The 23,902-nt window shown below is 59.1% G+C and carries 14 protein-coding genes; 12 read left to right on the forward strand and 2 right to left on the reverse strand.

The genetic code is table 11. The features are described 5' to 3' along the window. Window positions 1-143 precede the first annotated feature (143 nt). Entirely contained in the window at window positions 144-1,373 is a 1,230-nt protein-coding gene (locus AC4ANE_RS14000) for an acyl-CoA dehydrogenase (protein WP_002553673.1), read from the forward strand. 26 nt (window positions 1,374-1,399) lie between these two features. Here the strand turns inward: AC4ANE_RS14000 and AC4ANE_RS14005 are convergent, their stop codons facing one another. Then, entirely contained in the window at window positions 1,400-2,743 is a 1,344-nt protein-coding gene (locus AC4ANE_RS14005) for a substrate-binding domain-containing protein (protein WP_031594781.1), read from the reverse strand. A gap of 132 nt (window positions 2,744-2,875) precedes the next feature. After that, window positions 2,876-3,688, reverse strand: a complete 813-nt coding sequence (gene xthA / locus AC4ANE_RS14010; RefSeq protein WP_002553675.1) for an exodeoxyribonuclease III — start codon at window positions 3,686-3,688, stop codon at window positions 2,876-2,878. A 191-nt stretch (window positions 3,689-3,879) separates the two neighbouring features. Between xthA and AC4ANE_RS14015 the strand changes: the two genes are divergently transcribed. The 11 genes from AC4ANE_RS14015 (at window position 3,880) to AC4ANE_RS14065 (ending at window position 23,895) form a co-directional block, all read left to right on the forward strand. Beyond that, window positions 3,880-4,551 (forward strand): GNAT family N-acetyltransferase, encoded by a 672-nt coding sequence (locus AC4ANE_RS14015; RefSeq protein WP_002553676.1) that lies wholly within the window; start codon window positions 3,880-3,882, stop codon window positions 4,549-4,551. 59 nt (window positions 4,552-4,610) lie between these two features. Beyond that, window positions 4,611-6,335, forward strand: coding sequence for an autotransporter assembly complex protein TamA (locus AC4ANE_RS14020; protein ID WP_002553677.1), 1,725 nt, complete (start codon window positions 4,611-4,613; stop codon window positions 6,333-6,335). A 5-nt stretch (window positions 6,336-6,340) separates the two neighbouring features. Beyond that, window positions 6,341-10,021, forward strand: coding sequence for a translocation/assembly module TamB domain-containing protein (locus AC4ANE_RS14025; RefSeq protein WP_460408360.1), 3,681 nt, complete (start codon window positions 6,341-6,343; stop codon window positions 10,019-10,021). Between the two features lie 105 nt (window positions 10,022-10,126). Then, window positions 10,127-11,044 carry a LysR family transcriptional regulator gene (locus tag AC4ANE_RS14030; protein ID WP_002553679.1) on the forward strand — a complete coding sequence of 306 codons (918 nt, stop codon included), beginning with the start codon at window positions 10,127-10,129 and terminating at the stop codon, window positions 11,042-11,044. A gap of 90 nt (window positions 11,045-11,134) precedes the next feature. Beyond that, the gene (tpx, locus tag AC4ANE_RS14035) at window positions 11,135-11,635 is read left to right on the forward strand and encodes a thiol peroxidase (protein ID WP_002553680.1); all 501 of its coding nucleotides are present in this window, start codon (window positions 11,135-11,137) and stop codon (window positions 11,633-11,635) included. A 152-nt stretch (window positions 11,636-11,787) separates the two neighbouring features. Then, window positions 11,788-13,089 carry an MdtA/MuxA family multidrug efflux RND transporter periplasmic adaptor subunit gene (locus AC4ANE_RS14040; protein ID WP_031594783.1) on the forward strand — a complete coding sequence of 434 codons (1,302 nt, stop codon included), beginning with the start codon at window positions 11,788-11,790 and terminating at the stop codon, window positions 13,087-13,089. Then, window positions 13,086-16,196 (forward strand): MdtB/MuxB family multidrug efflux RND transporter permease subunit, encoded by a 3,111-nt coding sequence (locus AC4ANE_RS14045; RefSeq protein ID WP_460408361.1) that lies wholly within the window; start codon window positions 13,086-13,088, stop codon window positions 16,194-16,196. Before AC4ANE_RS14040 ends, AC4ANE_RS14045 begins: the two co-directional genes overlap by 4 nt. After that, window positions 16,193-19,300 (forward strand): efflux RND transporter permease subunit, encoded by a 3,108-nt coding sequence (locus AC4ANE_RS14050; RefSeq protein WP_002553683.1) that lies wholly within the window; start codon window positions 16,193-16,195, stop codon window positions 19,298-19,300. Before AC4ANE_RS14045 ends, AC4ANE_RS14050 begins: the two co-directional genes overlap by 4 nt. Then, window positions 19,297-20,766 carry an efflux transporter outer membrane subunit gene (locus tag AC4ANE_RS14055; protein ID WP_002553684.1) on the forward strand — a complete coding sequence of 490 codons (1,470 nt, stop codon included), beginning with the start codon at window positions 19,297-19,299 and terminating at the stop codon, window positions 20,764-20,766. Before AC4ANE_RS14050 ends, AC4ANE_RS14055 begins: the two co-directional genes overlap by 4 nt. A 168-nt stretch (window positions 20,767-20,934) precedes the next feature. Next, the gene (locus AC4ANE_RS14060) at window positions 20,935-23,046 is read left to right on the forward strand and encodes a putative bifunctional diguanylate cyclase/phosphodiesterase (protein WP_460408363.1); all 2,112 of its coding nucleotides are present in this window, start codon (window positions 20,935-20,937) and stop codon (window positions 23,044-23,046) included. Between the two features lie 102 nt (window positions 23,047-23,148). Next, window positions 23,149-23,895 carry an SDR family oxidoreductase gene (locus AC4ANE_RS14065; RefSeq protein WP_002553686.1) on the forward strand — a complete coding sequence of 249 codons (747 nt, stop codon included), beginning with the start codon at window positions 23,149-23,151 and terminating at the stop codon, window positions 23,893-23,895. The last annotated feature ends 7 nt before the right edge of the window (window positions 23,896-23,902 follow it).

A 23,902-nucleotide genomic window follows, 5' to 3' on the forward strand; every position in this document is an offset into this window, starting at 1 on the left:
CAGGCTGGGGACGCCGCAGCGGTGATGGATCATATATCGGTTATGAATGTTTATACACGCCGAGAATAGATTAGATAAATGTACGGCGTTTCTCTAGCATCAGGATCATGCATTCGACACCCTGATCGAGAAGGTAGTGGCCCATGGATTTCGCGTATTCCCCGAAGGTGCAGGCATTGCGTGAGCGCGTCACCGCGTTCATGGATGCATACGTTTATCCGGCCGAGCCGGTTTTCGAACAGCAAGTGGCCGAAGGCCATCGCTGGCAGCCCACCGCGATCATGGAAGAACTGAAAGCCCGTGCAAGAGCCGAGGGGTTGTGGAATCTGTTTTTGCCGGAGTCTGCGCTGGGTGCCGGCCTGAGCAATCTGGAATACGCGCCGCTGGCGGAAATCATGGGGCGTTCGATGCTGGGACCCGAGCCGTTCAATTGCTCTGCGCCTGACACCGGCAACATGGAGGTGCTGGTTCGCTATGCCAGCGAGGAACAGAAAGCTCGCTGGCTGGAACCGTTGCTGCGCGGCGAAATTCGTTCTGCTTTTGCCATGACCGAGCCCGACGTGGCGTCATCGGACGCCACCAATATGGCCGCGCGCGCCGAGCGCGATGGTGATGAATGGGTGATCAATGGCCGCAAGTGGTGGACTTCCGGTGCCTGCGACCCGCGCTGCAAAATCCTGATTTTCATGGGCCTGAGCAATCCTGACGGGCCGCGCCATCAGCAACACTCGATGATTCTGGTCCCGGTCGACACGCCGGGCGTGAAGATTGTCAGGCCGCTGCCTGTGTTCGGCTACGACGACGCGCCCCACGGGCATGCCGAAGTGGTGTTCGATAACGTCCGGGTGCCGTTTGAAAACGTCTTGCTGGGTGAGGGGCGCGGCTTTGAAATCGCTCAAGGCCGGTTGGGACCAGGCCGCATTCACCACTGCATGCGCTCCATCGGTATGGCTGAACGGGCACTTGAGCTGATGTGCAGGCGCTCCGTAGACCGGGTTGCCTTCGGCAAACCGCTGGCCAGGCTGGGGGGCAATATCGACAGGATTGCCGATTCGCGCATGGAGATCGATATGGCCCGTCTGCTGACCCTGAAGGCTGCCTACATGATGGATACAGCAGGCAACAAGGTCGCCAGAAGCGAAATCGCGCAGATCAAGGTGGTAGCGCCGAACGTGGCGCTGAAGGTCATCGATCGGGCGATCCAGATGCACGGCGGGGCGGGTGTTTCCAATGATTTCCCCTTGGCCTATATGTACGCCATGCAGCGCACACTGCGTCTGGCAGACGGCCCGGATGAAGTACACCGCGCCGCTATCGGCAAGTATGAACTGGGCAAATACCTGCCGGCAGACAGGGAGCGCAGCCAGTCCTGAGCCGGTAGCCGATAACTGCGCCCAGGCTACTGCACCCAGACTTCGACCCGACGGTTCTTGATTCGGCCGTCATCGATGTCATTGGTAGCTACCGGCATCTCATCCCCCAGGCCGACGATGTCGCGAAATGTCACGCCGCTTTTCAGCAGCTCACGGCGCACCGCCATGGCGCGCAGCCTTGAGAGCAGGGCTGCGCGAGCCGGATCGCTTTTGGCATCACCAAAGCCGACCAGCGTGACATGTTGATTGAGCTGGTTGCTGGTTTTCAGGTACTCCGCCACCCGCTTGAGGTCCTGCTGCGCCTTGTTATCCAGCTTCGCACTGCCCTGGGCAAAGCGAAAATTGACCGACAGCCGTTCGGCCTTGCGCGCCAGCGCCTGATAATCCGCAGGCATCTGCGCGGTAGGCTGCACCTTGAGTGCCTGCACGGTCTGCGCGACAAAGCCGCTCTGCGCGACGATGGCCTGACCCTCGGCGCTTTGCGCGAAACGGACCAGCGCCTGCGCCCAGCGTTGATGAGCTGAGGTAGGCACATAAAAGTAGAGCCGTCGCGACAGAGGATAGTCTTCGGTGGCAATCAGACTGACAGTCGGGAGCATGGGTCTGGAATCACCATCGGCAATGGCCACCGCTTTGGCACGCCTGATGGACGGTAGCCCGATAAAACCGATGCTATTGATGTCCTTGCTGACCTCGTCGGAGAGCTGCTCGCTGGATTCAAAGCGCGCGGCTGTGCCGGACAGGTTCTTGCCGTACTTTACAAGTATCAGGTCCTTGAATGTTTCGTAGGTGCCGGACTTCTCATCGCGAACATAAAGATGAATGGCTCCCGGATTTCCACCCACTTCGGCCCAGTCCCTGACTTCCCCGCTGAAAATGCGCGCCAGCTGCAGCGTATCCAGCTGTCTGACCGGATTGCCTGGATGCAGAATCACAGCAACGCCATCTATGGCAATGGTTTGTTCGCTTGCTGCGCTTTTCAGGTCGCCCAGGCCCGCCAGGTCCTTGGCTTCCTGATCCTTGATAGGTCGTGAAGAGGTGGCAATATCGGCGTTACCTGCTTTGAGCGCAGTAAACCCGGTGCCTGAACCATGTGCGGCGATTTCGATACTGACCGTCTGCCCTGCGGCGGTAGTGCCGACGACGCGCTGTTCATTCATGACATTGCCGGCAACAGTCTGCACTGATTGCAGGCCTTGCTGGCGCATCAACCCTTCAGCCAGTGCGGGGCCCAATTGGGCATTGATGGTATTTGAGCCTTGAATGCGCAAGGCCGGTATTTCACCCGCGGGCAGCGGCAGTGCCGCCAGCGCAAGGGCGGGCAGGGTGGCGCTCGACAGAGTCAGCGCCGTTAGCAAAGCGCGCAACATCGGCGTCACCATGAGTCACGGGAGGGTGCCGGGAGAATAAGACAGAAAGATTTCCGGAGTATGACGATTGCTCGACCACTGCGCGCGCGACCCGTTTATGCATAAAGCCGGATCGCACGATAGGGCGCTTTTTCAGTTCAGTTCCAGCCAGATCGGCGCATGGTCCGACGGCTTTTCCATGCCGCGCAAATCGTAGTCCACCCCGGCCGCCTTGATGCGTGGCTGCAGGCCGGTGGAGGTCATGATCAGGTCAATGCGCAGGCCGCGCTTGGGTTCGTCTTCGAAGCCGCGGCTGCGATAGTCAAACCAGCTGAATCGGTCGACGACTTCAGGGTACAGATGACGGAAGCTGTCCACCAGGCCCCAGTTTTTCAAGCGTTCCATCCACTCGCGCTCTTCGGGGAGAAAGCTGCACTTGCCGGTCTTCAGCCAGCGCTTGGCGTTGTCGGCACCGATGCCGATGTCGCAGTCCTGCGGAGAAATGTTTACGTCACCCATCACGATAAGCGGCTGCTCGTTGCTGAAATGGCTCTCCAGCAAGGTCTGCAGATTCTCGTAAAAACGCTGTTTGGCTGGAAATTTGGTCGGGTGATCACGGCTCTCGCCCTGCGGAAAGTAGCCATTCATGATGGTGACCGGCTGCCCATTGCTGTCGGCACAAGTGCCCCAGATGAAGCGCTTCTGCGATTCCTCGTCGTCGCCTTCAAAACCCTTGTGCAGGGCCAGCGGAGGATTGCGCGATAGCAGGGCAACACCGTAATGGCCTTTCTGACCGTGGAAATGCACATGATAGCCCAGCGCTTCGACTTCCGCGTGGGGGAACTGCTCGTCCGAAACCTTGGTTTCCTGAAGGCCGATTACGTCAGGCTGGTGTTTGTCGATCAGCGCCGCCAACTGATGAGGTCGAGCGCGCAGACCATTGATGTTGAACGAGACGATTTTCATAAAACGGCGGTCCTGAGCAAAAACAAACAGCGATGCTAGCTGACCTGTGGTTTCAGGACCAGCACCGTGTAAGGCACCGCGCAAACACAGGCCCGGACAAATCGTTGGAACTGTTATCAAGTGCCATCACTCGAAAGCCTGCTTGCCAAAACTGCTGCGCCAGACGCAGTTCCGTTAACACGAGGCCCTTTATGTCCCTACCTGCTGCCATCACGGGTGAAGTTCGTCAACTCGACAGTGGTTATTCCCGTGAAACCCGCTCCTTGCTGTTCAGGGCCTATCGGCACGATCCGACGTTCGCCTATCTGTTCAATGCCGAGCGCGAGGGATATGAGCAACGCGTATTGGCGACCATTCGCCAACTGGTCAAACAACACTTCCTGCAAGACCAGCCTGCACTCGGTCTGTTTTTGCAGGATCGGCTGGTCGGCGTAGCGCTGATCGCGCCACCGCAACGTCGTCTGGGCGTCACTGAAAGCTGGGCCTGGCGTCTGCGCATGGTGATGGACACCGGCCTTGGTTGCACCCAGCGTTATCTGGCTTATTACAACGCGGTGCTGGCCTGTGTTCCGTCCGAAACCGTGCATGTGCTGCCGTTGATAGGCCTGGATCCGGAATTTCAGGGTCAGAAGCTGGGGCAGGATTTGAGCGAACAACTGCTTGGGGCGTTGCACGATTGGTGCGCGGTGGATGAGCACTCTCAGGGCATCGTCGTAGACACGGGAAATCCTCGTTATCTCGAGTTCTATAAGCGTCAAGGCTATGAGGAAATCGGCGAGATTGCGGTAGGACCTGTCCGAGAGCACGTGTTTTTTCACCCCAATCCTCAGGTTTCACTGCCGGTGCCTGACGTAACGGTCTGAATCTCCGACAATTCGTGGGCTTCCAGTGCGGCCCGTCGATCGTGTTAGCATCTACGCCCATGAAGCTTTTCAGACTATTCAGCAGCCTGTTTCTGATGACCATGAGTGCAGCGGCGCTTGCACAGGCCCGCCTCGACGTCAGGATCAAGCCCGCCAACCCGGAACTCAAGGCCAACGTCGAAGGGTATGTGGGGGACCTGGGCGAGCGTGACGTTCAGGCGTTGCGTAACTTCAGCCTGGGTGCCGAACAGCAGGCAGAGAAAGCGGCTCAGGCGCTTGGCTATTATCAGGCGCAGATCGACAGCGAGATCAAGGACGCTGACCAGCCGCGTCTGGTGATCAATATCCAGCCGGGCGAGCCGATTCACCTGCGCAATGTGGTAATCCGCGTCGAGGGTCCGGCAGCATCGCTGAAAGCCTTTCGGGTACCCAAAAGCGACGCGCTGAAAACCGGCGCGGTGCTCAATCATGGCAACTATGAGGATGCCAAACGCCTGATCCAGAATCAGGCGTCGCGTTACGGCTTTTTCAGCGGCCACTTTACCAGCCAGCGCCTGGCTATTGACCCGCGAGCCGGGCTTGCCGACATCGAGCTGGTCTATGACAGTGGTCCGCGCTACTCGCTGGGCAAGGTCATGTTCAGTGGCAATGCGCCCTTCGATGAAGATTTGCTCAAGCGCATGGTGCCGTTCAAGGAAAATACTCCTTACGATTCACAACTGATCGCCGAATTGACCCAGGCCATGCAGGGCAGTGGCTATTTTGAAGGCGTGCGGGTCGATGCCGCGCCTACTGCAGCTGACCATCAGGTCATTCCGGTAACCGTTCAGCTTGAAACCCGTAAACCCCGAACCATGGGCCTTGGCCTGGGGTACTCAACCGATGTCGGTCCGCGTGGCAAAGCCAACTGGACCCGGCACTGGGCCAATCCACAAGGGCACAGCTACGGGTTCGAATCGGAAATATCCGCGCCTCGGCAGAATGTCGGCCTGTGGTACGACGTGCCGCTCGATCCGCCGTTGACCGATAAACTGCGTTATGCCGGTGGCTATCAATACGAAGAGATTGCTGGAACCGACAGCCTCAGCAAGCTGCTGACTGCCGGGCCTGAATGGCACAGCAAACTGCCCAGCGGCTGGGAACGGGTTATCTCACTGAAATGGCAGCGTGAAGAATACCGGCTGGGCGACGATTCGGGTCTGAGCACGCTGCTAATGCCCGGCATCAGTTATTCGTACCTGCGCAGCGATAACAGTATCGATCCCCACCAGGGCTACCGTTTACAGTTCGACACCCAGGTGGCCAAGGAGGGCATGTTGTCGGATGCCAATCTGGTGCATGCCAATGTGCTGCTCAAAGGGCTGACGACAGTCGCTCAGAACCATCGCTTTCTCGGGCGCGTGCAACTGGGTGGCAACCTGACTGACGGTTACACCTCGATACCGCCGTCGCTGCGTTTTTTTGCCGGTGGTGATCAAAGCGTACGAGGGTATGACTACCAGAAACTGTCACCGACCAACTCGGACGGCGACCGCATTGGTGGGCGTTACATGTTTGCCGGGAGCGTCGAGTACCAGTATTCCATTGCGGATAAATGGCGGCTCGCGACTTTCATCGATCAGGGCAACTCATTCAACAGTCTCGACAAGCCAGACCTGAAAACCGGCGTCGGTTTTGGGGTGCGCTGGGTATCTCCGGTGGGTCCGCTGCGTCTCGATCTGGCGCATGCTTTGGATGACGACGGTGGCATCCGCCTGCACTTCTCGATGGGGCCGGAACTTTGAACAGAATGAACATCAAGCGTGGCGCAAAGATTGCCGGACTGAGCGTGATCGCGTTACTACTGCTGGTGATCGTCAGCGTCGGGGTGTTGATTGGAACCCAGGCAGGCAGCCGGTGGGCGCTGGCTCGCGTGCCCGGCGTGCAACTGGAAAACTTTCAGGGCCGCCTGGGCGGGCAGTGGAGTGCCGAGCGCCTGGTTTGGCAGCAAGGCGCAGACCGTGTCGAGGTGCATTCTGTCGATTTCGCCTGGACGCCCGCCTGCCTGCTGAAGATGACCTTATGCATTGATCGCCTGCACGCGGGGCAAGTAATGCTGCGCTTTCCTCCGAGCGGTGCGCCGAGCAACGAAGATCCTTTGAGCCTGCCCGCCGTCAAGTTGCCGCTTGCCCTGCAACTGGGTGATACACAGCTGGGCAGCCTGCAACTGGATGGCGTCGAACAGTTGCGCGACCTCAAACTGGCGGCGCACTGGACCGCCGAAGGCTTGCAGATCGACAGCGCGCACTTGCAACGCGATGCGCTGGTGCTGGACCTCAATGGTCTGCTGAAGCCCGAGGGCGACTGGCCATTGAGCGTAAAAGGTCAACTGCAACTGCCGCCACAGGACGGTAAGCCCTGGACGCTGGCGCTGGATATTCAAGGTGACGTGCTCAAGACCTTGCAACTCAAGGCTGACAGCAGCGGCTATCTACCAGGGCAACTGACCGGTGAGCTGCAACCTTTGGCTGAGCATGTGCCAGCACGATTGAAACTGACTGCAGAACATTTCAAACCCAGCGCAGCATTGCCCGATACCCTGCAACTCGACCAGCTGCTGTTGACTGCCGAAGGCGATCTCGACTCGGGTTACCAGATCAACGGCACTGCCAGCCTGCCCGCAGAAAAAGGCCCTGTGGCGTTGTCGTTGCAGGGGCGTACGGATGCCAACGGGGCAACCATTGCAGCGCTTGATCTGGCCGCCAATGATCAACAGCGTCTGGCCATCAACGGCACGTTGAACTGGCAGAGTGGTTTCTCGGCTGATGCGAGCATCGACTGGCTGGATTTCCCCTGGCAGCGTCTGTATCCGCTGGAGTCCGAACCGCAAGTGTCGTTGCACGCTTTCAAAGGTGAAATTTCCTACACTGACGGCAATTATCTTGGCAATTTCAACGCCAGCCTCAAAGGACCTGCTGGTGCGTTCACGCTGATCAGTCCCTTCAGCGGCAATTTGCAGGAAGTCCATCTGCCGCAACTGGAGCTGGTCGCAGGGCAGGGTAAGGCCAGCGGTTTTCTGAACCTGCAATTTGCCAATGGCTTCGGCTGGGACACTGCACTTGATCTGAGCGCGCTGGACCCTTCATTCTGGGTTGCCGAATTGCCCGGCACACTGGCAGGGCCCTTGCGCAGCAAAGGTCAACGGGTCAACGAGGAGCTTGAACTGACTGCCGACCTGGACCTCAAGGGACGTCTGCGTGGCCAGCCCGCGCTGCTGCAAGCCAAGGCTGACGGTCGTGATCAGCAGTGGAATGTCAGCAACCTGAACATTCGATTGGGTGACAACCGGGTTCAGGGTAATGGCAGTTTGCAGGAACGTCTCAAAGGGCAGCTGGACCTTGACCTGCCGCGTCTGGCTCAATTGTGGCCGCGCTTGCAGGGGCAGGCCAAAGGCAGGCTCGACCTGACGGGAACGCTTCAGGCACCACAAGGGCAACTGGCGTTGCAGGGCAGTCAGCTCGCGCTGCAGGACAATCGCCTGCAAAGCCTGACTCTCAATGCCCGCCTGGATCAGTCGCAGCGCGCGACCATCAACCTCAAGGGCGTTGGCATTCAGGCCGGCGACACCGGGCTGGGGACGTTGCTGGTGGACGGTCAGGGTACGCTCAAGGCGCAACAATTGAAGCTGGACCTGCAAGGGCCGTTACTCAAGCTTGCTATCGCACTGGACGGCGGCCTGGACAAGGGCGACTGGCGCGGTCGGCTGGCCAGCGGCACGGTACAGAGCGGCGGACAGAACTGGCGTTTGCAGCAACCGGCGAAGATCGAGCGTCTGGCCGACGGTCGGCTGAACTTCGGTGCGCATTGCTGGCTGTCCGGTGCCTCCAGCCTGTGCGGTGGCGATCAACGACTGATGCCGGAGCCACGTTTGCGCTATCAGCTGAAGAATTTTCCACTCGACAGTCTGGCGCAATGGATGCCAAAGGATTTTGCCTGGCAGGGCGCGCTGAATGCCGACGTTCAGCTTGATCTTCCGGCTGCAGGCCCCACCGGCAAGGTTACGATTGATGCCGGAGGCGGCACATTGCGGGTGCGCAGCAATGACCAGTGGCTGGACTTCCCGTATCAGACACTCAAACTCGACACCACACTGGCACCCAGACGTATCGATACGCGGCTGGATTTCGAAGGCGGAAAGCTGGGCCGGTTGCTGGTCAATGCGCAGATCGATCCGCTGGCCAAAGACAAGCCTCTGTCAGGCGATTTCGGTCTCTCCGGGCTGGACATCTCGGTGGCACGACCCTTTGCGCCAATGGTGCAGAAACTCAATGGCCGCCTGAACGGCAATGGTCGATTGTCAGGCAGCTTGCTGGCACCTCTGGTCAACGGCAGCGTGACACTTGAAGGCGGTGAAGTGGCGGGTGCCGAGTTGCCGATGGAACTGCATGACCTCAAGGTGCAGGCGTTTATCGCCGGGGAGAGCGTACAGCTCACCGGTGGCTGGAAAAGTGGCAGCACCGGGCAGGGGAGCATCGGCGGTCAGGTGGCCTGGGGGCAGAATCTGAACGTTGATGTGAGCCTCAAGGGCGCGCGTCTGCCGATCAATGTCGAGCCCTACGCGGAAGTGGAGGTAGCGCCTGACCTGAAAATTTCCATGCAGGGTGAGCGGTTGGCCATTTCCGGCAAGGTGCTGGTGCCCAAGGGGGCGATCACCGTGCGTGAGCTGCCGCCGTCTACGGTCAAGCTCTCGGGCGATACGGTGATCGTCGGGCAGCAGACCGAGGAGGGCGCGCCACCGCTGGCAGTGGCCATGGATATCGATGTGGAGGTTGGTCAGGAAAAGCTCGCCTTCAGCGGTTTCGGGCTTACTGCCAATCTGGTCGGAAGGGTGCACATTGGCGACAACCTGGACACCCGTGGTGAGCTGAACCTGAACGACGGCCGTTACCGTGCCTACGGGCAGCGGCTGACCATCCGCAAGGCGCGCCTGCTGTTTGCAGGCCCTGTGGACCAGCCCTATCTGGATATCGAGGCCATTCGCCAGACAGATGACGTGATCGCAGGCATTCGTCTGACCGGCAGTGCCGAGCAACCCACCACCGAAGTGTTTTCCGAACCCGCGATGAGCCAGGAGCAGGCGCTCTCCTATCTGGTCATGGGCAGACCGCTGAGTACCTCGGGCGAAGACAACAACATGGTCGCTCAGGCTGCACTGGCGCTTGGCGTTGCCGGTAGCTCGTCGACCACCGGCAAGCTCGCGGACAATCTGGGTATCAAGGACTTCGAGCTGGATACCTCGGGAACCGGCGACAAGACCAATGTGGTTGCCAGCGGCAAGATCACCGAGAAGCTCAGCCTGCGTTATGGCGTCGGCGTGTTTGAACCGGCCAATACCATTGCGTTGCGCTATCTGCTCAGCAAGCGCGTGTACCTTGAGGCTGCAAGCGGTGTTGCCAGTTCGCTGGATATTTTCTATAAAAGAGACTTCTGAATACTGGCCAGCGGCTGTAATGGCACTGGCCTGCGTTCAACCGGTTTACCCTGTTAAAACAGTGTGACCCATCACACGCTCTCTCTATTCAGGCTGCCGGTAATCATGGATCGATTCAACGCCATGCGCGTATTCACCCGTATCGTCGAGCTAGGCGGTTTCGCCAGGGCGGCCGAGAGCCTGCACATGCCCCGTGCATCCGTGACGATTCTGATCAAACAACTGGAAGCTCACCTGGGCGTGCAGCTCTTGCAACGCACTACGCGTCAGGTCAGCACCACGCCTGACGGCAAGGCCTACTACCAGCGCTGCGTAAGCCTGCTGGCCGATCTGGATGACGCCGAAGCTTCCTTCTCTGCGGCAGGTGCCGAGCCCAAGGGGTTGCTGCGTGTTGACCTGCCAGTGAGCCTGGGGCGCATGATCGTGATACCCGCGTTGCCTGAATTTGCCCGGCGCTACCCGCAGATCCGGCTGGAAATCGGCATGAGCGACAGACCGGTCGACCTGATCCGCGAGGGCGTGGACTGTGTCTTGCGCGCCGGAGCAGCATTGGACGAAACGCTGGTCGCCAGGCCGCTGGGCAGCCTGACCCAGATCACTTGCGCCAGTCGCGATTACCTGCAGCGATACGGTACGCCGCTGAATCTGCCGGACCTCGCGCAACATCAGGTAATCGAATATTTCTCGACCAGCACGGGCAAGCGCTATGGTCTGGAGTTCATGGCCGGTGGCGTGGAGGTCGATCAAGCGTTGGCCTGTTCTATTTCGGTCAACAGTGCCGACGGTTATGTAGCGGCTTGCGAGGCGGGTTTTGGCCTGATACAAGTGCCGCGTTACCATGTCGCCGCACAGTTGCGCAGCGGCATACTGGTCGAGGTGCTGCGGTTGCATCGTCCGCCGCCGCTGGCGTTGACGGTGCTTTACCCACCTCATCGCCAGTTGTCACGCCGGATCAGGGTATTCGTCGATTGGCTGGTGGAATTATGTGCCCACCCAGATATCAGGGACAGACTGGTTTCCTGAGAAAATTCGGAATTATCCTATATAGGACACGGCACACTTTCGTGTTTAACTTCCGGTTCTTTTATTCATCTCAAAAAAGGAATGTGTTTCATGGCTCAAGTAACCCTCAAAGGCGGCCCTGTTCAAGTCAATGGCAAGCTGCCTGAAGTCGGCAGCAAGGCACCTGCCTTCACGCTGGTGGGTGAAGGTCTTGCCGACAAGACCCTGGCTGACTTCGCTGGCAAGCGCAAGGTGCTGAACATTTTTCCGAGCGTCGATACACCGACCTGTGCAACGTCGGTACGTAAATTCAACGCCCAGGCAAACGAGCTGGGCAATGCCGTTGTTCTGTGTATCTCTGCTGACCTGCCGTTTGCACAGGCCCGCTTCTGCGGCTCCGAAGGTCTGGAAAACGTCAAGAACCTGTCTTCTTTCCGCGCTGCCGATTTCAGCGAGCATTACGGCGTTGCAATTGCAGACGGCCCGCTGAAAGGTCTGACCGCTCGTGCGGTGGTTGTTCTGGACGAAAACGACAAAGTGCTGCACAGCGAACTGGTAACAGAGATCGCTAACGAACCCGACTACGACGCTGCATTGGCTGTGCTTAAGTAACTTTCCGCAACACTTCGACGGCCTGAATCCGCTCAGGCCGTTTTTTTGTTTGTGCGTCATACGTTTATCGAAAGTAAGCGCTTGGTAAAGGCGCTTTGCTTGTAACGCATCTGTGCTTATTGTTCAGCCTTCTGAAGAAGCCCCCACCTGTAATGGTTGATTTATTCATGCAATCGTCTGGCTCTCGTAAATCCCGTCGCTGGTTGATCAGTTTGTTGATCCTGTTGGCCATTGTTGCCCTGTGCTGGGGGTTATGGCCTGCCTCCACTCCCGGCAAAGGGGCCGAGAGCAAGAAGCATGGCGCAGGTGGCGTGGCGCGTCCTGGCTTCGGTGCATCGGCTGTCGCTGTCCCGGTGCGGGTAGCCCCGGCAACCGAAGGCGATTTCCCGATCTACTACAAGGCGCTTGGCACGGTAACGGCGATGAACACCATCAATGTGCGCAGCCGGGTGGCGGGAGAGCTGGTCAAGCTTTATTTCCAGGAAGGGCAGATGGTCAAGGCGGGTGACCTGCTGGCGGAAATCGATCCGCGCAGTTATCAGGTGGCGTTGCAGCAGGCCGAAGGTACGCTGGCCACCAATCAGGCGCTGCTCAAGAATGCTCAGCTCGACGTACAGCGTTACCGTGGGCTTTTTGCCGAGGACAGCATCGCCAAACAGACCCTCGACACTGCCGAGTCGCTGGTCAATCAGTACAAGGGCACGATCAAGACCAATCAGGCGGCCGTGGCTGATGCGAAGCTGAGCCTGGACTTCACACGCATTCGTGCGCCTATTGCAGGTCGTGTCGGCCTCAAACAGCTGGACGTCGGCAACCTGGTTGCCGCCAACGACACCACGGCGCTGGTGGTAATTACCCAGACCCAGCCCATTTCGGTCGCCTTCACGCTCCCGGAAAAAGACCTGTCGAAAGTCATTTCCCGCTACCGCACCGGCGACAAGCTGCCCGTCGAAGCCTGGGACCGGGGCGATACGAAAATGCAGGCTTCCGGTGTACTCGCCAGCCTCGATAACCAGATCGATGTGACGACCGGCACACTGAAGTTCAAGGCCCGTTTCGATAACGGTGACGAGATCCTGTTCCCCAACCAGTTCGTCAATGTGCGTCTGCGCGCCGATACGTTGAAACAGGTGACACTGGTGCCAACGGCTGCCGTGCAGTTCGGCACCGACGGGACCTTTGTCTATGTCCTGGACGGTGACAAGAAGGTCAAACTCAAACTGTTGAAGACCGGCCCGAGCGACGAGACATCGACGGTGATTACCGAAGGTCTGGCAGCCGGAGAACGGGTCGTGCTAGAAGGCACCGACCGTCTGCGCGACGGCGCTGAAGTCGAGGTCGTCAACGACAGCAAGGATGTACCGGCGGGTCCGGTTCAGAAGCTGCAGGGCAAGCCTGACAGCAAGACAGACAAGTCGGCAGCACTCGGCAAGGTGGAAAAACCAAACGTATGAACATGTCGCGCCTGTTCATCCTGCGTCCGGTTGCCACCACGCTGAGTATGCTGGCAATCGTCCTGGCGGGTCTGATCGCCTACACCTTGCTGCCGGTGTCGGCGCTGCCTCAGGTCGACTATCCGACCATTCGGGTGATGACGCTGTATCCCGGTGCCAGTCCGCAGGTCATGACCAGCTCCGTCACTGCGCCTCTTGAGCGTCAATTCGGGCAGATGCCCGGTTTGACCCAGATGGCCTCGACGAGCTCGGGCGGCGCGTCGGTCATTACCCTGCGTTTCAGCCTCGAAATCAATATGGATGTGGCTGAGCAGCAGGTCCAGGCCGCGATCAACGCGGCCACCAACCTTCTGCCTACCGATCTTCCGGCACCGCCGGTCTATAACAAGGTCAACCCGGCAGACACGCCGGTTCTGACCCTGGCGATTACCTCGAAAACCATGCTGCTGCCCAAGCTCAATGATCTGGTCGATACACGCATGGCGCAGAAAATCTCGCAGATCAGCGGTGTCGGCATGGTCAGCATTGCCGGCGGCCAGCGTCAGGCTGTGCGGATCAAGGTCAATCCGGAAGCGCTGGCCGCCAACAGCCTGAACCTGTCTGATGTGCGGACTCTGATCGGCGCGTCCAACGTCAACCAGCCCAAGGGTAACTTCGACGGGCCAACCCGGGTTTCGATGCTGGATGCCAACGATCAGTTGAAGTCTCCAGAGGAGTACGCCAACCTTATTCTGGCCTACAAGGATGGCGCTCCCCTGCGTCTGAAGGATGTGGCCGAAATCGTCGACGGTGCCGAAAACGAACGCCTGGCGGCCTGGGCCAATCGGAGTCAGGCGGTGCTGCTGAACATTCAGCGCCAGCCGGGCGCCAACGTGATCGAGGTGGTCGACCGGATCAAGGCATTGCTGCCGTCAATCACCGAGAACCTTCCGGCCGGCCTCGACGTCGTGGTCCTGACGGACCGCACTCAGACGATCCGCGCGTCGGTGACCGATGTTCAGCACGAACTGTTGATCGCGATTATCCTGGTGGTGCTGGTAACCTTCCTGTTCCTGCGTCGTTTCAGCGCGACGATCATTCCCTCCATCGCCGTCCCGCTGTCACTGGTAGGCACCTTCGGCGTCATGTACCTGGCGGGCTTCTCGGTCAACAACCTCACGCTGATGGCCATGACCATCGCGACCGGTTTCGTTGTTGATGACGCCATCGTAATGCTGGAAAACATCTCCCGGCATATCGAGGAGGGCGAAACACCTCTGCAGGCCGCCCTGAAGGGCGCGAAACAGATCGGTTTTACCCTGATTTCGTTGACCCTGTCGCTGATTGCAGTGCTTATACCGCTGTTGTTCATGGCTGATGTGGTCGGGCGGCTGTTTCGCGAGTTTGCGATAACCCTGGCAGTCGCCATCCTGATATCGCTGGTGGTATCGCTGACCCTGACGCCCATGATGTGCGCGCGGTTGCTCAAGCGCGAGCCAAAGGAAGAAGAGCAGAGCCGTTTCTATCGTGCCAGCGGTGCCTGGATCGACTGGCTGATCGATATCTACGCGGGCGGATTGCGCTGGGTGCTCAGGCATCAACCACTGACCCTGTTGGCGGCATTGGCCACTCTGGCACTGACTGTGCTGCTGTACATCGTTGTGCCCAAGGGCTTTTTTCCGGTGCAGGACACCGGCGTGATCCAGGGTATTTCGGAAGCGCCACAGTCGGTCTCCTTTGCTGCCATGAGCCAGCGTCAGCAGGCGCTGGCTGACATCATTCTCAAGGACCCTGCGGTGGTCAGTCTGTCTTCCTACATTGGTGTTGACGGTGATAACGCAACGCTCAACAGCGGGCGTCTGCTGATCAACCTCAAGCCCCATTCAGAGCGTGACCTCACCGCATCCGAGGTGATCCAGCGCCTGCAGCCAGAGGTAGACAAGCTTTCTGACATTCGTCTGTTCATGCAGCCGGTGCAGGACCTGACCATTGAAGACCGGGTCAGTCGTACTCAGTATCAGTTCAGCATGTCATCGCCCGACGCCGAGCTGCTGACGCTGTGGAGCGAAAGGCTGGTCGAGGCGCTCAGCAAACGGTCCGAACTGACGGATGTGGCCAGCGACCTGCAGGACAAGGGCCTGCAGGTATATCTGAGCATCGATCGTGATGCGGCCAGTCGGGTAGGGGTCACCGTTGCGAATATTACCGATGCGCTGTACGACGCATTCGGTCAGCGACAGATTTCCACCATCTATACCCAGGTCAGCCAGTACCGCGTGGTGCTGCAAGCCGCGTCGGGCAGTGAGCTCGGCCCAGCCGCACTTGAGCAGATACACGTCAAGACCACCGATGGCGCACAGGTAAAACTGTCGAGCCTGGCACGCGTCGAGCAGCGTCAGGCACAGTTGGCCATCGCTCACCTCGGGCAGTTTCCCGCAGTGATGATGTCGTTCAACCTTGCGCCCGGCGTTGCATTGGGCAAGGCCGTGCAGGTCATCGAACAGGTTGAGCACGACATCGGCATGCCGATTGGTGTGCAGACCCAGTTTCAGGGCGCTGCCGAGGCATTTCAGGCATCGTTGTCGAGCACGTTGCTGCTGATTCTGGCGGCTGTAGTGACCATGTACATCGTGCTGGGCGTGCTCTACGAGAGCTATATCCACCCGATCACCATCCTCTCGACACTGCCGTCGGCAGCAGTGGGTGCCTTGCTGGCCTTGCTGATCAGCGGCAATGACCTGGGGATGATCGCGATCATCGGTATCATTTTGCTGATCGGCATCGTCAAGAAGAACGCGATCATGATGATCGACTTCGCGCTCGACGCAGAGCGCAACCGGGGTGTTGCACCGGAAACGGCGATCTACGAAGCGGCGCTGCTGCGTTTCCGGCCGATTCTCATGACCACCCTGGCAGCATTGTTCGGCGCCATTCCGTTGATGCTTGCCAGCGGCTCCGGCGCAGAGTTGCGCCAGCCACTGGGGCTGGTGATGGTCGGCGGTCTGCTCGTCAGCCAGGTACTGACGCTGTTTACCACGCCGGTCATCTATCTGTATTTCGACCGGCTTGGCCGTCGCTGGAGTCGCAGGCCTGCCGACCCGGACCGGCTGGAACGGGCTGACGCATGAACCTGTCAGCGCCGTTTATCCGTCGCCCGGTTGCGACCGTACTGCTGAGCCTGGCGATCCTGCTGCTGGGCGCGGTCAGCTTCCGCTTGTTGCCGGTCGCGCCGTTGCCGAACATGGACTTCCCGGTAATTGTGGTGTCCGCCAGTCTGGCGGGTGCCAGCCCCGAGGTGATGGCCTCCACTGTGGCCACTCCGCTGGAGCGTTCGCTGGGCAGTATTGCCGGGGTCAATACCATGACCAGCAATTCAAGCCAGGGCACGACACGGATCATCCTGCAGTTCGATCTCAATCGCGACATCAATGGTGCGGCGCGGGAAGTGCAGGCGGCAATCAATGCTTCGCGCAACCTGCTGCCCAGCGGTATGCGCAGCATGCCGACCTACAAGAAGGTCAACCCGTCCCAGGCGCCGATCATGGTCCTGTCTATGACGTCGACGGTGCTGGAAAAAGGTCAGCTTTACGACCTGGCATCCACCATCCTGTCACAGAGCCTGTCGCAGGTTTCCGGGGTCGGCGAAGTGCAGATCGGCGGCAGTTCGCTGCCAGCGGTTCGTATCGAGCTGGAGCCACAGATGCTCTCCCAGTACGGCGTATCGCTTGACGACGTGCGCACCGCGATTACCGGTGCGAACGTGCGGCGGCCAAAGGGTTTTGTGGAGGATGATCAGCATAACTGGCAGGTTCAGGCCAACGACCAGCTGGAAACCGCAAAGGACTATGCGCCGCTGATCATTCGCTACAAGGATGGGGCGACCTTGCGCCTCAAGGACGTCGCGAAAGTCAGCGATGCCGTGGAAGATCGCTACAACAGCGGGTTTTATAACAATGACCGGGCGGTGTTACTGGTCGTCAACCGCCAGGCGGGTGCCAACATCATTGAAACCGTGGCGCAGATCAAGGCGCAAATGCCAGCCCTGCGGGCCGTGCTGCCTGCCAGCGTGAGCCTCAACGTCGCGATGGATCGCTCGCCGGTGATCAAGGCGACGCTTCACGAGGCAGAGATGACCCTGCTGATTGCCGTGGTTCTGGTGGTGATGGTGGTATTTCTGTTTCTCGGCAGTTTTCGCGCATCGCTGATCCCCACTCTGGCGGTTCCGGTATCGCTGGTAGGCACCTTTGCGATCATGCACCTGCTCGGTTTTTCCCTGAACAATCTGTCGTTGATGGCTTTGATCCTCGCCACCGGACTGGTGGTGGACGATGCAATCGTGGTGCTGGAAAACATTTCCCGGCACATTCACAACGGTCTCGACCCCATGAAAGCGGCCTTTCTGGGGGCCAAAGAGGTGGGTTTCACCTTGCTGTCGATAAACGTCTCGCTGGTGGCGGTGTTCATTTCCATTCTGTTCATGGGTGGGCTGGTCGAAAGTCTGTTTCGCGAGTTTTCCATTACCTTGTCGGTGTCGATCGTCGTCTCGCTGATCGTATCCCTGACCCTGACGCCGATGTTGTGCGCGCGCTGGCTCAAACCCCACGATTCGGGCAAGGACAATGCCTTTCAGCGCTGGAGCGAGCGGGTCAACGACCGCATGGTCGCCGGCTATGACCGCTCGCTCGGCTGGGTCATGCGGCATCGCAGGCTGACACTGCTCAGCCTGCTGATTACCGTTGTGGTGAATGTCGCGCTGTATGTGGTGGTGCCCAAGACCTTTCTGCCACAGCAGGACACCGGGCAACTGATGGGTTTTGTACGCGGTGACGACGGTCTTTCGTTCTCGGTCATGCAGCCGAAAATGGAAATCTTTCGCCGTTCGATTCTGGCAGACCCTGCGGTGGAGAGCGTTGCCGGTTTTATCGGCGGTAGCGGTGGCACCAATAACGCCTTCATGATCGTACGCCTCAAGCCGATTGCCGAGCGCGAGCTGTCTGCCGAAAAAGTGGTCGAGCGCCTGCGCAAGAACATGCCGCATGTGCCCGGTGGCAGACTATTCCTGGCGCCTGATCAGGACCTGCAACTGGGGGGTGGTCGCGAGCAGACCAGTTCGCAGTATCAGTACATTGTGCAAAGTGCAGACCTGAGCAGCCTGCGGCTGTGGTATCCGAAGATCGTTGCGGCGCTCAAATCGATTCCGGAGCTGACGGCTATCGACGCCAGGGAAGGGCGCGGGGCGCAGCAAGTGACCCTGGTGGTCAATCGTGATACGGCCAAACGGCTGGGCATCGATATGAACATGGTCACGGCGGTGCTCAACAATGCCTACAGCCAGCGTCAGGTCTCGACCATCTATGACAGCCTCAACCAGTACAAGGTGGTGATGGAGGTCAATCCCAAATACGCTCAGGACCCGGCGACGCTGGAGCAGGTTCAGGTGATTACTGCCGACGGGCAGCGCGTGCCGCTGTCGAGCATTGCTCATTACGAGCGCAGTCTGGCGAATGATCGGGTTTCGCATGACGGTCAGTTCGCTGCCGAAAACATTTCCTTTGATCTGGCCGAAGGTGCCAGCCTCGACAAGGCGACGGTGGCTATCGAGCGCGCAATTGCCGCCATCGGACTGCCGTCCGACATCATTTCCAAGATGGCCGGGACCGCCAACGCCTTCGCCTCGACCCAGAAAAGCCAGCCCTGGATGATTCTCGGTGCGTTGCTGGCGGTGTATCTGGTGCTGGGGATTCTTTATGAAAGCTACATCCATCCATTGACGATCCTCTCGACGCTGCCATCGGCCGGTGTGGGCGCATTGCTGACGATCTACGTGTTGGGCAGCGAATTCAGCCTGATCTCCCTGTTAGGGCTGTTCCTGCTGATTGGCGTGGTGAAGAAAAACGCAATCATGATGATCGACCTGGCCCTGCACCTTGAGCGTGATCAGGGAATGACGCCACAAGAGTCGATCCGCAGCGCTTGTCTGCAACGCCTACGACCCATTCTGATGACCACAATGGCCGCCATTCTGGGTGCATTGCCGTTGCTGCTGAGTACTGCGGAAGGCGCTGAAATGCGCAAACCGCTGGGCCTGACCATTATTGGTGGACTGATCTTCAGCCAGGTCCTGACTCTCTACACCACCCCGGTGGTTTACCTTTATCTCGACCGTCTGCGCCACCGTTACAATAAATGGCGTGGCGTGCGTACCGATGCTGCTCTGGAAACCCCGCTATGACCGAACGCCTGGCCTTTATATCCCGCCCGACAGGGCTGATTCGTCCACTCGCGCTGGGGCTCTGCGTTGTGCTGCTCAGCGCTTGTGCTGTTGGTCCTGATTACCAGGCGCCGTCGATGGCCGCGCCTGCGCAGTTCAAGGCCGCCGAAGGCTGGCGTGCAGCCACACCCGGTGACGCGATGGCCAAAGGTGCATGGTGGGAGGTGTACAGGGATCCGCAACTGAACTCGCTGGTCGAACGGCTCAACACCTCCAACCAGACCGTCGCCCAGTACGATGCGCAGTACCGGCAGGCACAAGCACTGGTGCGTAGCTCCAGAGGCGCATTTCTGCCGACACTGGATCTGACCACCGGCAAGACCCGCTCGGGGCAGGGCACAGGCACATCCAATACCGGTACGAATACCGGCGCCTCGGGAATTCGCAACAGTTACAACGCTCAACTGGGCGTCAGTTGGGAAGCCGATGTGTGGGGCAAGTTGCGCCGTGGGCTGGAGGCTGACACCGCCAGTGCGCAGGCAAGTCTTGCGGACCTGTCAGCGATGCGCCTCAGCCTGCAATCGGAGCTGGTGCAGAATTATCTGCAATTGCGGGTCATTGACGAACAGAAACGCCTGCTGGAATCCACTGTGGACACCTATCAGCGCTCCCTGACCCTCACCCGGAATCAATACCGCGCCGGTATTTCAGGAAGTGACGCTGTCGCCCAGGCGCTGACACAGTTGAAAAGTACTCAGGCCGACTTGATCGATCTGGCCTGGCAGCGTGCACAATTCGAGAACGCCATTGCCGTGCTGATGGGGATGGCGCCCGCTGACTTCAATCTGCCGGCCAGCACTTCGATTCCGCAATTGCCGCAGATCCCGCCAGGGCTGCCGTCACAGTTGCTTGAACGCCGACCGGACATTGCCGCGGCCGAACGCTCGGTCATGGCCGCCAATGCCAACATCGGCGTCGCCAAGGCCGCTTACTACCCAGACTTCACGCTGAGCATGAGCGGCGGTTACAGCAGCAGTACGTTCGCCAACTGGATCAGCCTGCCCAACCGCTTCTGGTCGGTAGGGCCGCAACTGGCGTTGACGTTGTTCGACGGTGGCAGGCGGACGGCGGAAGTTGATCGTACCGAGGCCGTGTACGACCAGACTGTCGCCCAGTACCGGCAGACCGTGCTGAATGGTTTTCAGGAAGTCGAAAATTACCTCGTTCAACTCAAAGTCTACGAGCAGGAGGCCGCCGTGCGCCAGGAAGCGCTGGTATCGGCTCGCGACTCGTTGCGCCTGACCAACAACCAGTACAAGGCCGGGCTGATCGGTTATCTTGACGTCGTCAACGTACAGGCCACTGCTTTGAGCAATGAACGCAGTGTGCTGAACGTTCTGCAAAGTCGCTTGATTGCCAGCGTTCAGTTGATTGCCGCATTGGGTGGCGGCTGGAATGCCGAAACAGGTTTGACCCTCAGGGAGTGAGTGCTTCACGGAGCAAAGGCGGTTTTTCTTGAACTGTTCGTGATAAATGAAAAATCAATAGCTGGTTGCCATCTTTTCGACCAGATACCGCGACATTTGGCAGCTATTGCGTACAATCATCCCCCGCAGTATCGGCATGGACGCGCTCATTGGGCTCCAGGTGCGTTTATGTTGATTGGCAGCTACACCCCGTCGCTCGTCGTGGTCTCCGTTCTCGTCGCAATTGTTGCTGCGTACACTGCTCTCGATCTGGTTGGCCGTATTATTTCGGCCAGGGGCCGCGCCGTTTATGTATGGATTGCGGGAGGTGCTTTCGCAATGGGCGTTGGCAGTTGGTCGACGCACTTCATCGGTATGCTGGCATTCGTCCTGCCTATCGACGTTGGCTATGATGTGCCGTTGGCACTGTTGTCCTTGCTGATCGCAATACTGTCTTCCGGTTTCGCGCTGTGGCTGGCCGCCCGGCCGCTATTATCCGCCGCGCAGATTGGCCTGGGTGGGTTGTTGCTGGGGCTTGGCATCAGCGCCACGCATTACACCGGCATGGCGGCAATGCGCATGCAACCCGGCATCGAATACACGCCCTGGTTGTTTGCGCTTTCCCTGGCGATCAGCATTGCCGCCTCTGCGGCGGCGTTATGGATAGCGTTTCGTCTTCGCCAGCAAAGGCCCAGGATATACCTGATGCGTGCGGTAGCGGCAATTCTGCTGGGAACGGCCATCATCGGTATGCATTACACCGGCATGGCGGCGGCCACCTTTGCCGATGGCAGCTTTTGTGGTGCGTTGCCCGATGGATTGAGCAGCAATGGACTGGACAGGATTGTTCTGGTCGCCAGTCTTTCGATACTGGGTATCGCGCTGTTCAGTTGTATTCTCGACTCCCACCTCGAGACACGTACCGCTGTCCTGGCCAATTCCCTGACTGAAGCCAATCAGGAGCTTACCCACCTGGCTCTGCATGACAACCTCACCGGGCTGCCGAACCGTGTGTTGTTGACGGATCGCATCGAGCAGGCGATGAAGAAAGTCAGCGAAAGCGGCGGCTGCTTTGCGTTGATGTTCATGGACCTGGATGGTTTCAAACCGGTGAATGACGCATTCGGCCACCATACCGGGGACTTGCTGTTGCGGCAGGTCGCTTTGCGTCTTCGTAACAACCTGCACCGGCACGACACGCTGGCAAGGATCGGTGGTGATGAATTCGTGCTGCTGGTCGAACTGCATGACCCGCAGGATGCGTTGGCTGTCGCAACGCGTCAGGTCAATGAAATAGGCAATCCGTTTACCATCTGCGAGCATCAATTGCAGATCTCGCTGAGCATCGGCATCTGCATGTACCCGGGCAATGGCAATACCCAGCACGAACTTCTGATCAACGCCGATGCCGCCATGTATCACACCAAAGCGGCCGGCAAGAACGGCTACAGCTTTTTCGATGCCTCGATGAACAGCAACGCACGCAATCAGCTGCAGATGTCTCAGGACTTGCGTAAGGCGATCAAGCACAGGCAGTTCTGTATCTATTACCAGCCCAAGTTCGACGCTTTGACCGGACTGCCCCTGGGCGCAGAAGCGCTATTACGCTGGAACCATCCGGAACAAGGCGTTATGGGCCCCGATCAGTTCATCGCCATGGCAGAGAAAACCGGCCTGATCATTCAGATCGGCGAGTGGGTACTGGATGAGGCTTGCCGACAGATGCGTGAGTGGTACACCCAGGGCTACGCGCACTGGCGCATTGCGGTGAACCTGTCAGCGTTGCAGTTCTGTCATGCCGGGCTGGTCACTGCGGTGGCGGATACCCTGGCCAGACATCAGCTCCCGGCCAACTGCCTGACCCTGGAAATCACCGAGACTACGGCCATGCATGACGCCGATGCCAGCCTGGCGGTGTTGCAAAGGCTGTCGGAAATGGGCGTGGATCTATCGATTGACGATTTTGGCACCGGTTACTCCAGCCTGATGTACCTGAAGCGCCTGCCCGCCAATGAAATCAAGATTGATCGAGGTTTTGTGCGTGACCTTGAGCATGACACCGACGATGCCGCCATCGTGTCGGCCATCGTTGCGGTAGGGCAGGCGTTGAACCTGCGGATCGTCGCCGAAGGCGTAGAAACAGCGGTTCAGAAGCGCTTCCTGACGCACTTGGGATGTCACTCCCTGCAAGGCTTCCTGCTCGGTTATCCTTTGCCGGCTGAGCAATTTCTCGACGAAATTCGCGCCGCCGAGGCGAAAGCGGCAGTCGACGTGCCCGATGTTGGGCAACCGGCTTTCTGAAGCGCATGGATGGCGCTGGACGGCAAAGGCTGGCACGATCAGAAACGTCTGGCTAACCTGCGGGTGTTAGCTGCGCCTTGATGCTGGCTTCTGAGAAAAATCATGGAAAAAGTCCTCATTATTACCGGTGGCTCGCGCGGAATCGGCGCAGCCACTGCGCGTCTGGCCGCTGTACAGGGCTATCGGATCTGTATCAATTATCTGTCTGACCATGCCGCAGCCGAAAAGACGGCAGGGCAGGTCAGGGCCCTGGGTGCTCAGGCGATCACCTTGCAGGCGGACGTCAGCAACGAAGACGAGATCATGCGCCTGTTCTCCAGGGTCGATTCGGAACTCGGCCGCGTTACCCATCTGGTCAACAATGCAGGCACGCTCGCTCAGGCTTCAAGAGTCGAGGACATGTCCGAATTCCGAATGCTCAAAATGATGATGACCAACGTGGTCGGACCGATGCTGTGCAGCAAACATGCCTTGTTACGCATGCTGCCGAGTCACGGCGGGCACGGTGGCAGTATCGTCAACGTATCCTCGCTCGCGGCCCGCCTGGGCTCGGCGGGCGAATATGTGGATTACGCCGCTTCGAAAGGCGCGCTGGACACGTTCACCATCGGACTTTCCAGGGAAGTGGCCGGGGAGAACATTCGCGTCAACGCGGTGCGGCCGGGGTTCATCTTCACCGACTTTCACGCCCTGAGCGGCGATCCGTTCCGCGTCAGCAAACTCGAGGGCGCACTGCCCATGGGCCGTGGGGGGACGGCGGAGGAAGTGGCCGAGGCCATTCTCTGGCTGCTGTCGGACAATGCGTCGTATGCCACAGGAACGTTCATCGATCTGGCGGGCGGGCGCTGAAGGCGTG

The organism is Pseudomonas sp. Pme6b, assembly GCF_058129925.1.